This is a genomic window from Pseudomonas oryzihabitans (assembly GCF_014522265.1).
Taxonomy (GTDB): Bacteria; Pseudomonadota; Gammaproteobacteria; order Pseudomonadales; family Pseudomonadaceae; genus Chryseomonas; species Chryseomonas aestiva.
On record NZ_CP017024.1, the window covers coordinates 928,506 to 941,091 of the forward strand.

Below are 12,586 nucleotides of genomic sequence, written 5' to 3' on the forward strand. Positions count from 1 at the left end.
GGGTTGAGGCATCAGATCAGGGTGCGCACGGTAGATTCCGGTCGACATGAGGCAGAGCGCCACCCTTTGGGTTTATCGCGATCCTCGTTATACTGCCCGCGCATCGCGGCCACCAGGCCGCCCCGCCTTCCGTTCGAGGGGCGCTGCAGCACGCTGCGTTATCCCATCCTAGCCGACCCGCCGCTGGCGCGGGCATCACGGCCGGCATGACGTCAGACGTTGTCAGGCTCGAACGGAGCGTTATCAGAACGCATCAACGGCGCCCATTCGCACCTAACGAATGGAGACTCTTCAATGAGCGCTGTCCTCACGCCTGCCGCTTTCAACGATTTCAAGGTCGCCGACATCTCCCTGGCCGACTGGGGTCGTCGCGAAGTCATCATCGCCGAATCGGAAATGCCCGCCCTCATGGCGCTGCGTGGCAAGTACGCCGGTGAGCAACCCCTGGCCGGTGCCAAGATCCTCGGCTGCATCCACATGACCATCCAGACCGCCGTGCTCATCGAGACCCTGGTGGCCCTGGGCGCCGAAGTGCGCTGGTCCAGCTGCAACATCTTCTCCACCCAGGACCAGGCCGCCGCCGCCATCGCCGCCGCCGGTATCCCGGTGTTCGCCTGGAAGGGCGAGACCGAAGCCGAATACGAGTGGTGCATCGAGCAGACCATCCTCAAGGACGGCCAGCCCTGGGACGCCAACATGGTGCTGGACGACGGCGGTGACCTGACCCAGATCCTGCACGACAAGTATCCGCAGGTGCTGGAGCGCGTCCACGGCATCACCGAAGAGACCACCACTGGCGTACACCGCCTGCTGGACATGCTCAAGGACGGCACCCTCAAGGTCCCGGCGATCAACGTCAACGACTCGGTCACCAAGAGCAAGAACGACAACAAGTACGGTTGCCGCCACAGCCTCAACGACGCCATCAAGCGCGCCACCGACCACCTGCTGTCCGGCAAGCAGGCGCTGGTGATCGGCTACGGCGACGTAGGCAAGGGCTCGGCCGCCTCGCTGCGTCAGGAAGGCATGATCGTCAAGGTCTCGGAAGTCGACCCGATCTGCGCCATGCAGGCCTGCATGGACGGCTACGAGCTGGTCTCGCCCTATGTCGATGGCCTGAACGACGGCACCGAAGCCTCGGTGGATCGCGCCCTGCTGGGCAAGATCGACCTGATCGTCACCACCACTGGCAACGTCAACGTCTGTGACGCCAACATGCTCAAGGCGCTGAAGAAGCGCGCCCTGGTGTGCAACATCGGTCACTTCGACAACGAGATCGACACCGCCTTCATGCGCCAGCACTGGGGCTGGGAAGAGGTGAAGCCGCAGGTGCACAAGATCCACCGCACCGGTCTGACCGTCGACTCGGCCAACGACGACTACCTGATTCTGCTGGCCGAAGGCCGCCTGGTGAACCTGGGCAACGCCACCGGCCACCCCAGCCGCATCATGGACGGCTCCTTCGCCAACCAGGTGCTGGCGCAGATTCACCTGTTCCAGGAGAAGTTCGCCGACCTGCCGGTCGCGGAGAAGACCGCCAACGTCACCGTCATGGTCCTGCCCAAGAAGCTCGACGAAGAAGTGGCGCTGGAAATGGTGAAGGGCTTCGGTGGCGTGGTGACCCGTCTGACCGAAGCTCAGGCCAAGTACATCGGCGTGACCCAGGAAGGCCCCTTCAAGCCCGACAGCTACCGCTACTGATGGCCAGGCCACCCGTTCCCCGGAGCGGGTGGCCGCCCACGAGAGAGACGACGTGAAACCCAGTCTGAGTTTCGAATTCTTTCCCTGCAAGACCGAAGCGGGCCACGAGAAGCTGATCGCCACGGCGCGGCAACTGGCAAGTCATGGGCCGGAGTTCTTTTCCTGCACCTATGGCGCCGGCGGTTCGACCCGCGACGGTACCTATCGCACCGTGCGCCAGCTCAACGACGAGGTCGGGGTGCCGACCGCACCGCACCTGTCGTGCGTCGGTGACAGCAAGGCCAAGCTGCGCGAGTTGCTGCAGCAGTACCGGGAAGCCGGCATCAACCGTATCGTCGCCCTGCGCGGCGACCTGCCGTCCGGCATGGGCCTGTCCGGCGGTGGCGAATTGCGCCACGCCAGCGATCTGGTCGCCTTCATCCGCGAGGAAACCGGTGATCACTTCCATATCGAAGTCGCCGCCTATCCGGAAACCCATCCGCAGGCGCGCAGCTTTACGGACGACGTGCGCAATTTCGTGTACAAGATGCAGGCCGGTGCTGACCGCGCGGTCACCCAGTACTTTTTCAACGCCGATTGCTACTTCCATTTTGTGGAACGTGTCCGCAAACTGGGAGTCGAAGCCCCAGTGATCCCTGGCATCATGCCGATCACCAACTACAGCAAGTTGGCGCGCTTCTCCGATGCCTGTGGCGCTGAACTGCCACGCTGGCTGCGGAAGCAACTGGAAGCCTACGGTGACGACACCCAGAGCATCCAGGCTTTTGGCGAAGAAGTCATGACCGACCTCTGCGAGCGACTGCTCGAAGGTGGGGCACCCGGTGTGCACTTCTATACCCTGAACCAAGCGGAGCCGTGTATCGCCATCTGGCGAAACCTCGGTTTTTGAAGTCGGCCAGGCGAACTGGCGGCGACTTTACCCAATCGTGATTACCGCTATCGGTCATCGTCCGACTCGTCATCCAGCGCAGGATGACGAGGGTGGGCGAGACGTCCCAAGCCTTTCGGACGTCAACCGGCAGCGCAACCGCGCCCCCACGTCGGCGGGACGCCGACAGAGACAGGAACCCCGCATGTCCTTCATTTCCCTCGGTCTCTCCGAGGCCCTTGCCCGCGCTGTGGAAGACGCTGGCTACACGAATCCCACGCCTGTTCAGCAACGCGCCATTCCGGCCGTCCTGCAGGGTCGCGATCTGATGGTGGCTGCCCAGACCGGCACCGGCAAGACCGGTGGCTTCGCGCTGCCGGTGCTCGAGCGCCTGTTTCCCAACGGTCATCCCGATGGTCACCACTATGTGGCCAAGCAGCCCCGCGTGCTGGTGCTGACGCCGACCCGTGAACTGGCGGCCCAGGTCCACGACAGCTTCAAGGTGTACGCCCGCGACCTGCCCATGCGCAGCGCCTGCGTCTTCGGTGGCGTCGGCCTCAAGCCGCAGGTCACCGCCCTGGCCAAGGGTGTCGACGTGCTCGTCGCCTGCCCGGGTCGCCTGCTGGACCTCGCCGGTCAGCAGAGCGTCGATCTGTCCGCCATCGAGGTCCTGGTGCTGGACGAAGCCGACCGCATGCTGGACATGGGCTTCATCCACGATGTGAAGAAGGTCCTGGCCCGTCTGCCGGCCCGCCGCCAGAACCTGCTGTTCTCGGCCACCTTCTCCAAGGACATTACCGACCTCGCCGGCAAGCTGCTGCAGGATCCCGAGCGGATCGAGGTCACCCCGCCGAACACCACCGTCGAGCGCATCGAGCAGCGGCTGTTCCGAATCCCCGCCAACCAGAAGCGCGCCCTACTCGCCCACCTGATCACCCTGGGTGCCTGGGAACAGGTGCTGGTGTTCACCCGGACCAAGCACGGTGCCAACCGCCTGGCCGAGTACCTGAACAAGCATGGCCTGCCATCGGCGCCGATCCATGGCAACAAGAGCCAGAACGCCCGCACCAAGGCCCTGGCCGACTTCAAGAGCAACGAGGTTCGTGTCCTCGTCGCCACCGACATCGCCGCTCGCGGCCTGGACATCGATCAGTTGCCCCACGTGGTCAACTTCGAGCTGCCCAATGTCGAGGAAGACTATGTCCACCGTATCGGCCGCACCGGTCGGGCCGGTCGCAGCGGCGAAGCCATTTCGCTGGTCTCCCCGGACGAAGAGAAGCTGCTCAAGGCCATCGAGCGCCTGACCAAGCAGAGCATCCAGGACGGCGACATGCAGGGCTTCGACCCGCAGTCCGTGCCGCCCGAGCAGCCGGAAGTCCGGGCACCCCGCGAACCGCGTGGCAAGCCGCAGCAGAATCGCCAGAAGAAGGCCGACAAGCAGGCGCGCAGCGAAGGCAGAGGCCAGGGTCAGGGTCAAGCCCAGAACCCGGGCAAGGCCGCCGGTGGCGAGCAGTCCGGCGCTCAGCCCCAGGGCGAGCGCAAGGGGCGTTCCCGCAATCGTCGCGACCGCCGCGATCGCGATGACGCCGGCCAGGACAAGGCCGCCGTGCAACCCGGCCAGGCCGTTGCCCAGCAGCCGCGCAATCGTGATCCGGAAGAATTTCTGGATGACGCCTACGACAACTTCGGCAACAGCGTCGACTACGTGAGTCCCTACCAGGGCAAGGGCCGCAAGGGTCCGCGCAGTGGCAACGGCGGCAGCGCGCCGCGCGCCGCCACGACCGGCGGCCAGGGCCAGCCCCGTCAGGGTCAAGGCCAGGGCCAGGGCGCTGCCCGCGGTCCGCGCAGCCAGCAACAGCAGCAGCCCGGCAAGCGGCGTGGTCAGAACGGTCAGCCCCGTGCCGCCCGGCCCTATGAAGCCGCGCCCAGCGAGCCGCGCGCCTATGCCACGGAAGAGCGGGCGTCGAACAAGCCGCAGCCGAAGATCGTGCACAAGCCGTCGCGTGCCGATCGCCTGCCGACCCTGGAGCAGTTGGAAGAGATGCCAAGCCGGCCGCGCAGCGAGAAGCCCGCGCTGCTGACCCGCAACCGCGACGCCTGATGGCCGACGGGCCGCTCAGGCGGCCCGTTCACCAGGCAAAAAGAAACCCCGCCATGGCGGGGTTTCTTTTTTATGCGGCCATTTAGGCGTGGGCGGCGCGCAGGGCGTCGATATAGGGCTCGGCCTGGCGATGACTACGGATCAGCTCGATGAAGTCTTCACCCTGGTCGTTACGGGCATCCAGGTCGTAGCCGGCCTCGACGAAGAAGCCGACGAAGCGCTCGAAGTCATCCGGGCGCAGGCCGCGATAGGCCTTGACCAGCTTGTGCAGAGACGCGGGGGTATCGTCCGCCGGCTCGACCGCGAGAAACAGCTTGATCTGCTCGTCGCTGATCTCTTCACCGATGACCTGCTTTTTATCCTTGCGCATCCTTTGGCTACCTGTGCTGGGGGGATTCTTTGGAGAAAAGGAGGACCGATTCTAACCCCGCCCCTCGCCTGCCCGCCAGTGACAAACCGTGGTGATACCGCGACCCTGGTCGAAAGTTCAATCGAATTGAGCGCGCATCCAGCTGCGATAGCGCTCGGCGTCGGGCGCGCCCTCCAGCGGGGCCCAGGCCGGTCGTTCACCCTCGCCCAGCGGCACGAAGGGCCCGGCCTTGCATTCGAAGAACAGGCAGTCGCCCTCCAGGGCAACCAGCGCATGGTAGTGCCCGGGGGCGAGATCGACGCCCGGGCAACCGGCGCGCTGGGACAGCTCGCGGCGCAGCAGCACCTGTCCGTCTTCGCCGAAGGTCAGCAACCCGAGCCGGCCCTGCAGCACCAGCAGGCTCTCGGCCTTGTGCGGATCCAGGTGGCGATGGGGCGGTATGTAGCTGTCCTCGCACATCCCCACCACCAGGCGATGGCAGGGCTCGTCCATGAGATGCAGGTTGTGATGGGCGCGCCGTCGCGGGCTGGCCGCCGCCTGCCGGAGCAGGTCGGCGAACAGCGCCTGATCGAACAGCCGCGTGGTCACAGCCCCTTCACGGCATAGATGCCGGGCGCGTTGCGCCAGTAGCCCTTATAGTCCATGCCGTAGCCGAAGATGTAGCGATCGATGCAGGGCAGGCCGACGTAGGTGGCTTCCAGGCCCTTGACCTTGCGGTCGTGGGTCTTGTCGATCAGCACCGCGGTGTGGACTTCGCGGGCGCCGGCATGGCGGCAGAAGTCGATGATGGCCTTGAGGGTGTGGCCCTCGTCGAAGATGTCGTCGACGATCAGCACATCGCGATCAATGAAGGACACCTCGGGCTTGGCCTTCCAGAACAGCTCGCCGCCGGTGGTCTCGTTGCGATAGCGGGTGGCGTGCAGGTAGGACATTTCCAGCGGGAAATGCAGCCGGGTGGCCAGCTTGCCGGTCAGGATCAGGCCGCCGTTCATCACGCAGAAGACCACCGGATTGCGCTCGGCGAGATCGGCGGTGATGGACGCGGCGATCCGGTCGATGGCCGCTTCGACCTGGGCTTCGTCATACAGGCAATCGGCTTCCTGCATGATCTGGCGGATGTGGGCGAGATCGGCGGACATGGGGCTTCTCCGGGGGACGGGCGCCTGCCTGATGGTTGGCGCGGATAAAAGGCGGCAAAGGTACAGACACCGCGAACCGATCTCAAGCGCCGCCAGGCGGCTACTATTGTCGCAGGGTACTGCCCACCTCGGGTCGGATGCTTTAATGTACCGCGGTTTTTTTGTGTGCCTGCCCTCCCCGCGGCAGGCCTTCGGGCCGCCGGTCGTACCGAAAACGTCCTCGATCCGCTGCCCTACCGTCTCTGGAGAATCCCATGCCCGTCCACGAAATCCGCCACCCGCTCATCCGTCACAAGCTCGGCCTGATGCGGCGCGCCGACATCAGCACCAAGAACTTTCGCGAACTGGCCCAGGAAGTCGGCGCCCTGCTGACCTACGAGGCGACCAAGGACCTGCCGGTGGAAGAGGTGGACATCGAAGGCTGGTGCGGCACCGTCAAGGTGGAAAAGATTTCCGGCAAGAAGGTCACCGTGGTGCCCATCCTGCGCGCCGGCATCGGCATGCTCGACGGCGTGCTCAGCCTGATCCCCAGCGCCCGGGTCAGCGTGGTGGGCCTCGCCCGCAACGAATCCACCCTGCAGGCCCACACCTACCTGGAAAAGCTGGTGGGTGAACTGGACCAGCGGATGGCCATGATCATCGACCCCATGCTGGCCACCGGCGGCTCCATGATCGCCACCATCGACCTGCTGAAGAAGGCCGGGGCCAAGGAAGTCCGTGCCCTGGTGCTGGTGGCGGCGCCCGAGGGCATCGCCGCGGTCGAGGAAGCCCATCCGGACGTGCGCCTCTACACCGCCTCCATCGACGAACGGCTCAACGAGCACGGCTACATCCTGCCGGGGCTGGGCGATGCCGGTGACAAGATCTTCGGCACCAAGCAGAAGGACGCCTGAGCGTGACCGCGCGGGAACCGCTCTGGCGGGAGATCCTGGTCGGCGCCCAGATGCTCTTCGTGGCCTTTGGCGCCCTGGTGCTGATGCCGCTGATCACCGGCATGGACCCCAATGTAGCCCTCTTCACCGCAGGCTTCGGCACCCTGCTGTTCCATCTCGTCACCGGCCGCCAGGTGCCGGTGTTCCTGGCGTCGAGCTTCGCCTTCATCGCCCCGATCATCGCCGCCAAGGCTGAATTCGGTCTGCCGGCGGTACTGGGCGGGGTGGTGGCGGCCGGCTTCGTCTACACCTTCCTGGGGCTGGCGGTGAAGGTGCGCGGCGTGGGCTTCATCGACCGCCTGCTGCCGCCGGTGGTGATCGCCCCGGTGATCATCTCCATCGGCCTGGGGCTGTCGCCGGTGGCGGCCAACATGGCCATGGGCAAGGCCGGGGACGGCAGCGCCCAGCTGGTGCCCTATGCCACGGCGATGATGATCTCCATGCCGGCACTGGTCACCACCCTGCTGGTGGCCATCTACGGCAAGGGCATGTTCCGCCTGGTGCCCATCCTCGCCGGGGTCTTCGTCGGCTACGCGCTGGCCTTCGTCTTCGGCATCGTCCATACCGAGGGCATGGCCGCCGCCCCCTGGCTGGCGATCCCGGCCTTCGTCGCGCCGGAATTCCACTGGGGCGCCATCCTGTTCATGGTGCCGGTGGCCCTGGCGCCGGCCATCGAGCACGTCGGCGGGGTGATCGCGGTGGGCGGCGTGACCGGCCAGAACTACCTCAAGCAGCCCGGGCTGCACCGCACCCTGCTGGGGGACGGCCTGGCCACCTCTTCCGCCGGGCTGTTCGGCGGGCCGCCGAACACCACCTATGCCGAGGTGACCGGCGCGGTGATGCTGACCAAGAACCACAATCCGCGAGTCATGCTGTGGGCCGCCGGCTTCGCCATGGTGCTGGCCTTCGTCGGCAAGTTCGGCGCGGCGCTGCAGACCATCCCGGTGCCGGTCATGGGCGGCATTCTCTGCCTGCTGTTCGGCTCCATCGCGGTGGTGGGGCTGAACATCCTGATCCGCCACCAGGTGGATCTGTCCGAGGCACGCAACCTGGTGATCGTCTCGGTGACCCTGGTGTTCGGCATCGGTGGCATCGTCTTCGGCAACGGCGAGATCGGCCTCAAGGGCATCTCTCTCTGCGGCCTGATCGCCATCGGCCTCAACCTGGTCCTGCCCGGGCACAACGCCTGGAAGAAGGACGCCGAACCGCCAGAGCGTCCGCTGCTCTGACGGCCAGCCCAGGATGCCGTTACGCCGGCATCCTGGGTTGTTCGATCGGCTGCGGCGGCAGTTCCGCCACTTCCTCGCACAACTCCACCAGCGCCCGGGCCCAGGCCGGGTCGTCGTTGACGCAGGGAATCAGCACCAGCTCCCGGCCACCGGCTTCGATGAACTGCTCGCGCCCGCGATCGCCGATCTCTTCCAGCGTCTCGATGCAGTCGGCGACGAACGCCGGGCACATCACCAGCAGGCGCTTGACCCCCGCCTTGGCCAGCGCGTCCAGCCGCGCCTCGGTGTAGGGTTCGATCCACTTGTCCTTGCCCAGCCGCGACTGGAAGGACACCGACCACTTGCCATCGGGAATGCCCAGGCGCCGGGCCACCAGTTCGGCGGTGCGCTGGCACTGGCTGCGGTAGCAGACGGCCAGGGCCTTGGCGGTGACCTTGCTGCTGTCGGGGGCGCGCAGGTCGTGCTTGCGATCCTTGACCAGCTTGCGGATATGCCGCTCGGGCAGGCCGTGGAAGGACAGCAGCAGGTGGTCGTAGGGCTCTTCGAGATAGGGCTCAACGCTGGCCGCCAGCGCCGCCTGGTATTCCGGACGGTCGTAGAACGGCGGCAGGATCTTCAGCGTCAGCGGCAGCTGGTGGGCCTCGATCACCCGCCGCGCCTCGACGATGGCGGTGGTGGTGGTGCTGTCGGCGAATTGCGGATAGAGCGGCGCATAGGTCACCTCGCGGATGCCCTGGCTGGCCAGGCGCTTGAGCACCGTTTCCACCGAGGGTTCGCCGTATCTCATGCACAACTCCACCGGACCGTGCCGCCAGAGTGGCCGTACGGCTTCCTGCAGCCGGCGGCTGAGCACGATCAATGGCGAGCCGTCGTCCCACCAGATCGACTCATAGGCCTCGGCCGAGGCGGCGGGTCGCTTGATCAGCACCAGGGATACCAGCAGCCGGCGCAGCGGCCAGGGCAGATCGACCACATAGGGGTCCATCAGGAACTGGTTCAGATAGCGCTTCACGTCGGGGACGTGGGGCGAATCGGGCGAACCCAGGTTGGCGAGCAGCAGAGCGTTGGTAGTCATCGTGAATCCTTGGCAGCGAGCAGGTCGGCCAGGGCCGCATCCAGCTCGGGATAGCGAAAGACATACCCGGCCGCGAGCAGGCGCTCGGGGCGGGCGCGCTGACCACCCAGCAGGAGGATGGACAGCTCTCCCATCAGGCGCAGGGCGAAGGCGGGAATCAGCAATCGCGCCGGGCGCCGCAAGGCCCGTCCCAGCGCTTCGGTGAATTCCCGGTTGCGGACCGGCTGGGGGGCACAGAGATTATAGGGACCCTGGGCATCGCTTCGGTTGAGAAGAAAATCGATGGCCCCGATTTGATCCTGCAAATGAATCCAGGGCATCCACTGGCGTCCATTGCCCAGGCGCGCGCCCAGCCCGAAACGGAAGGGCGGCAGCAGGCGCAGCAGGAAGCCGTCGTCGGCGGCCAGCACCAGGCCGGTGCGCAGGTTGACCGCGCGGATGCCCAGCTTCTCGGCTTCGTTGGCGACCTGCTCCCAGGCCAGGCACAACTCGCCGGCGAAGTCGGGACCGGCCAGGCTGTCCGCCTCGCTCACCGGCTTCTCGCCGCTGTCGCCATAGAAGCCGGTGGCCGAGCCGGACAGCAGGACCGCGGGTTTCTGCGGACGGCCACGCAGCCACTCGATCAGGTGCTCGGTGGTACCGATGCGGCTCTGCCAGAGTTCGGCCTTGCGACCTTGGGTCCAGGGCTTGTCGGCGATGGGGGCGCCGGCCAGGTTGACCACCGCATCCAGGTGTTCGTCGCCCAGCGCCTCCAGTTGGTCGATGCCGCGCACCCCGGGTCCGCATTCGCGCGCCACCCGCCCCGGGTCGCGACTGAGCACGGTGAGTTGGTGCCCGGCGGCCGCCCATTGGCGGCACAGCGCACGGCCGATCAATCCGGTGCCACCTGTCAGCAGGATATGCATGTCGTCACTTCCTTCTCGTATTGCCCTGCCGCCCGTATGCATCTGAACGAAGGGAAGAGGATTGTTTGGTATGGTCGTGGGTCGAAAGATCCAGAACGGTTGCCAGTCGTAGCCGTAGAGCCCTTGCGCGCGCAAACGTTCGACAAGGGCGAATCGTCAGACAAGCGAGGTCCATCATGACTGCCCCCATCGCCATCGTTGGCGCAGGAATAGCCGGACTTGCCGCGGCCCAGACGCTGATTCGCGCCGGGCAGCAGGTCCAGATCTTCGACAAGAGTCGCGGCAGCGGCGGCCGCATGGCCAGCAAGCGCAGCGAAGCCGGCGCCCTCGACCTGGGCGCCCAGTATTTCACCGCCCGCGACCGGCGCTTCATCGATGCCCTCAACGAGTGGCGTCGAGCCGGTTGCGCGGCCGAATGGAACCCGGCGCTCTACCAGTATCGCGACGGTCGCCTGAGTCCGTCCCAGGACGAGCAGCCGCGCTGGGTCGGGGTGCCGCGCATGAGCGCCATCACCCGCCACCTGCTGGCCGATCTGCCGGTCACCTTCGACTGCCGCATCACCGAGGTCTTTCGCGGGGCCCAGCACTGGCACCTGCTGGATGCCGGCGGCGAGACCCACGGGCCCTTCGCCCAGGTCATCGTCGCCATGCCGGCGCCCCAGGCCACGGCGCTGCTGTCCAGCGTGCCCAAGCTGGCGGCCACCGTGGCCGGTGTCAGCATGGAGCCGACCTGGTCGGTGGCCCTGGCCTTTCCCACGCCCCTGCAGACCCCGGTGGAAGGCTGTTTCGTGCAGGACAGCGAACTGGACTGGCTGGCGCGCAATCGCTGCAAGCCCGAGCGCGACACCACCCTGGACACCTGGGTCCTGCATGCCACCAGCGCCTGGAGCAAGGCGCACCTCGACGCCTCCAAGGACGAGGTGATCGAACGCCTGCATGGCGCCTTCGCCGAACTGATCGGCTGCCCGTTGCCGGCGCCGACCTTCAGCCTGGCCCATCGCTGGCTCTATGCCCGCCCGCGCAACCCCACCAGTGGGGCGCCCTGGGCGATCCCGACATGGGCGTCTTCGTCTGTGGCGACTGGTGCTCCAGCGGTCGGGTGGAAGGTGCCTGGTTGAGTGGTCATGAGGCCGCGCAGCAGCTCCTGGGCAGTCTGGATTAATCGACGAAGCGCACGCCGTCTGTAACCTGCAGCGAATCTTTTACCGCAGCCCCCTGTCGAAAGTTGCACCAAACTTGTACAAATAGGAAAACCTTGTACAAGAAAATACACGACAGGGGATCTCCATGGTTGCCAACGCCTCCTCCAGCCTGCCCCGCCCGCGCCTGGGTATCAGTGCCTGCCTGCTGGGTGACGAAGTCCGCTACAACGGTGGACACAAGGAATCCCGGCTCTGCAGCCAGACCTTCGCCGAGCACTTCGATTTCGTCCGGGTCTGCCCGGAAATGGCCATCGGTCTCGGCACGCCTCGCGAACCCATCCGTCTGGTGGGCGACTCCCAGGCGCCGCGCGCCGTGGGTACCGTCGACCCCAGCCTGGACGTGACCGCCGCCCTGACCGGCTACGGGGAAAAGATGGCAGGCGAGCTGACCGACCTGTCCGGCTTCATCTTTATGCAGAAATCGCCCTCCTGCGGCATGGAGCGCGTCAAGGTCTACCATGCCAACGGCCAGGGCAGCGAAACCGATGGTCGCGGTCTGTTCGCCGCCGCCATCATGCGTCTACAACCGGACCTGCCAGTGGAAGAAGCCGGCCGGCTGAACGATGCGGTGCTGCGGGAAAACTTCGTCACCCGCGTCTTCGCCCATGCCCACTGGCAGCAACTGCTGCAACAGGGTCTGACGGCGCGGGCGCTGCTGTCCTATCATTCGCGTTACAAGTACCAGCTCATGGCCCACGACGCCCATCGTGCGCGGGCCCTCGGTCAGCTGGTCGGCAGCATCGGCCAGCGCAACCTGGACGAGCTGGGGCAGGAGTATTTCAGCGGCCTGATGGCTGCCCTGAAGAAGTGCGCCACCCGTGGTACCCATTGCAATGTGCTCTATCATCTATTCGGTTATCTGCGTCGGGTCCTGAGCGACAGCGAGAAGCAGGAAATGCAGCAACTGATCGAGCAGTACCACGAGGGCATCGTGCCCCTGGTCGTGCCCCTGACGCTGCTCAAGCACCACTTCCGCCAGCATCCGGATCGTTATGTGAACGAGCAGGCCTATCTCCAACCGCACCCCGAACGTCTGAGTCTGCGAAATGCCATCTAGCGCCACC

Annotated in this window: 11 protein-coding genes, 1 pseudogene and 1 riboswitch; of the genes and pseudogenes, 7 read left to right on the top strand and 5 right to left on the bottom strand. The window is 66.0% G+C overall.

Features of this window, described 5'->3' with window-relative positions:
• Nucleotides 1-129 precede the first annotated feature (129 nt).
• A riboswitch (S-adenosyl-L-homocysteine riboswitch) is annotated at nt 130-272 on the top strand.
• 22 nt (nt 273-294) lie between these two features.
• The 3 genes from ahcY (at nt 295) to BGI51_RS04310 (ending at nt 4,670) form a co-directional block, all read left to right on the top strand.
• Complete coding sequence (gene ahcY, locus BGI51_RS04300) at nt 295-1,701, top strand: adenosylhomocysteinase (RefSeq protein ID WP_133861533.1); 1,407 nt, start codon at nt 295-297, stop codon at nt 1,699-1,701.
• A 52-nt stretch (nt 1,702-1,753) separates the two neighbouring features.
• Entirely contained in the window at nt 1,754-2,590 is an 837-nt protein-coding gene (gene metF, locus BGI51_RS04305; protein WP_133861534.1) for a methylenetetrahydrofolate reductase [NAD(P)H], read from the top strand.
• A 184-nt stretch (nt 2,591-2,774) separates the two neighbouring features.
• Nucleotides 2,775-4,670 (top strand): DEAD/DEAH box helicase, encoded by a 1,896-nt coding sequence (locus BGI51_RS04310; protein WP_187980404.1) that lies wholly within the window; start codon nt 2,775-2,777, stop codon nt 4,668-4,670.
• Between the two features lie 82 nt (nt 4,671-4,752).
• Here the strand turns inward: BGI51_RS04310 and BGI51_RS04315 are convergent, their stop codons facing one another.
• The 3 genes from BGI51_RS04315 to BGI51_RS04325 form a co-directional block, all read right to left on the bottom strand.
• Nucleotides 4,753-5,040: a PA4642 family protein gene (locus BGI51_RS04315; protein ID WP_007161573.1), complete on the bottom strand. Its 288-nt coding sequence runs from the start codon at nt 5,038-5,040 to the stop codon at nt 4,753-4,755.
• A 117-nt stretch (nt 5,041-5,157) separates the two neighbouring features.
• A complete protein-coding gene (locus tag BGI51_RS04320; protein ID WP_133861536.1) occupies nt 5,158-5,628 on the bottom strand; it encodes a WbuC family cupin fold metalloprotein in 471 nt (156 codons plus the stop codon).
• A complete protein-coding gene (locus BGI51_RS04325; protein WP_133861537.1) occupies nt 5,625-6,179 on the bottom strand; it encodes a hypoxanthine-guanine phosphoribosyltransferase in 555 nt (184 codons plus the stop codon). Before BGI51_RS04325 ends, BGI51_RS04320 begins: the two co-directional genes overlap by 4 nt.
• A gap of 254 nt (nt 6,180-6,433) precedes the next feature.
• On the opposite strand from BGI51_RS04325, the gene upp reads away from it, so the two are divergent.
• Nucleotides 6,434-7,072 (top strand): uracil phosphoribosyltransferase, encoded by a 639-nt coding sequence (upp, locus tag BGI51_RS04330; RefSeq protein ID WP_187980405.1) that lies wholly within the window; start codon nt 6,434-6,436, stop codon nt 7,070-7,072.
• The gene (locus tag BGI51_RS04335; protein ID WP_166655918.1) at nt 7,069-8,340 is read left to right on the top strand and encodes a uracil-xanthine permease family protein; all 1,272 of its coding nucleotides are present in this window, start codon (nt 7,069-7,071) and stop codon (nt 8,338-8,340) included. Before upp ends, BGI51_RS04335 begins: the two co-directional genes overlap by 4 nt.
• 19 nt (nt 8,341-8,359) lie before the next feature.
• Here the strand turns inward: BGI51_RS04335 and BGI51_RS04340 are convergent, their stop codons facing one another.
• Both BGI51_RS04340 and BGI51_RS04345 read right to left on the bottom strand, forming a co-directional pair.
• The gene (locus BGI51_RS04340) at nt 8,360-9,415 is read right to left on the bottom strand and encodes a ferrochelatase (RefSeq protein ID WP_187980406.1); all 1,056 of its coding nucleotides are present in this window, start codon (nt 9,413-9,415) and stop codon (nt 8,360-8,362) included.
• Complete coding sequence (locus BGI51_RS04345) at nt 9,412-10,320, bottom strand: TIGR01777 family oxidoreductase (RefSeq protein ID WP_133861540.1); 909 nt, start codon at nt 10,318-10,320, stop codon at nt 9,412-9,414. The genes BGI51_RS04340 and BGI51_RS04345 overlap by 4 nt, the downstream gene beginning before the upstream one ends.
• 176 nt (nt 10,321-10,496) lie before the next feature.
• Here BGI51_RS04345 and BGI51_RS04350 point away from each other — a divergent pair.
• Nucleotides 10,497-11,482, top strand: a pseudogene (locus BGI51_RS04350) (NAD(P)/FAD-dependent oxidoreductase).
• A 125-nt stretch (nt 11,483-11,607) separates the two neighbouring features.
• Nucleotides 11,608-12,579: a YbgA family protein gene (locus tag BGI51_RS04355; RefSeq protein WP_187980407.1), complete on the top strand. Its 972-nt coding sequence runs from the start codon at nt 11,608-11,610 to the stop codon at nt 12,577-12,579.
• Nucleotides 12,580-12,586 lie beyond the last annotated feature (7 nt).

Bases quoted from the DNA above. Each gene is read 5' to 3' on its own strand.
- ahcY (WP_133861533.1), top strand. From the start codon at position 295: ATGAGCGCTGTCCTCACGCCTGCCGCTTTCAACGATTTCAAGGTCGCC.
- BGI51_RS04310 (WP_187980404.1), top strand. From the start codon at position 2,775: ATGTCCTTCATTTCCCTCGGTCTCTCCGAGGCCCTTGCCCGCGCTGTG.
- BGI51_RS04315 (WP_007161573.1), bottom strand. From the start codon at position 5,040: ATGCGCAAGGATAAAAAGCAGGTCATCGGTGAAGAGATCAGCGACGAG.
- BGI51_RS04325 (WP_133861537.1), bottom strand. From the start codon at position 6,179: ATGTCCGCCGATCTCGCCCACATCCGCCAGATCATGCAGGAAGCCGAT.
- upp (WP_187980405.1), top strand. From the start codon at position 6,434: ATGCCCGTCCACGAAATCCGCCACCCGCTCATCCGTCACAAGCTCGGC.
- BGI51_RS04340 (WP_187980406.1), bottom strand. From the start codon at position 9,415: ATGACTACCAACGCTCTGCTGCTCGCCAACCTGGGTTCGCCCGATTCG.
- BGI51_RS04345 (WP_133861540.1), bottom strand. From the start codon at position 10,320: ATGCATATCCTGCTGACAGGTGGCACCGGATTGATCGGCCGTGCGCTG.
- BGI51_RS04355 (WP_187980407.1), top strand. From the start codon at position 11,608: ATGGTTGCCAACGCCTCCTCCAGCCTGCCCCGCCCGCGCCTGGGTATC.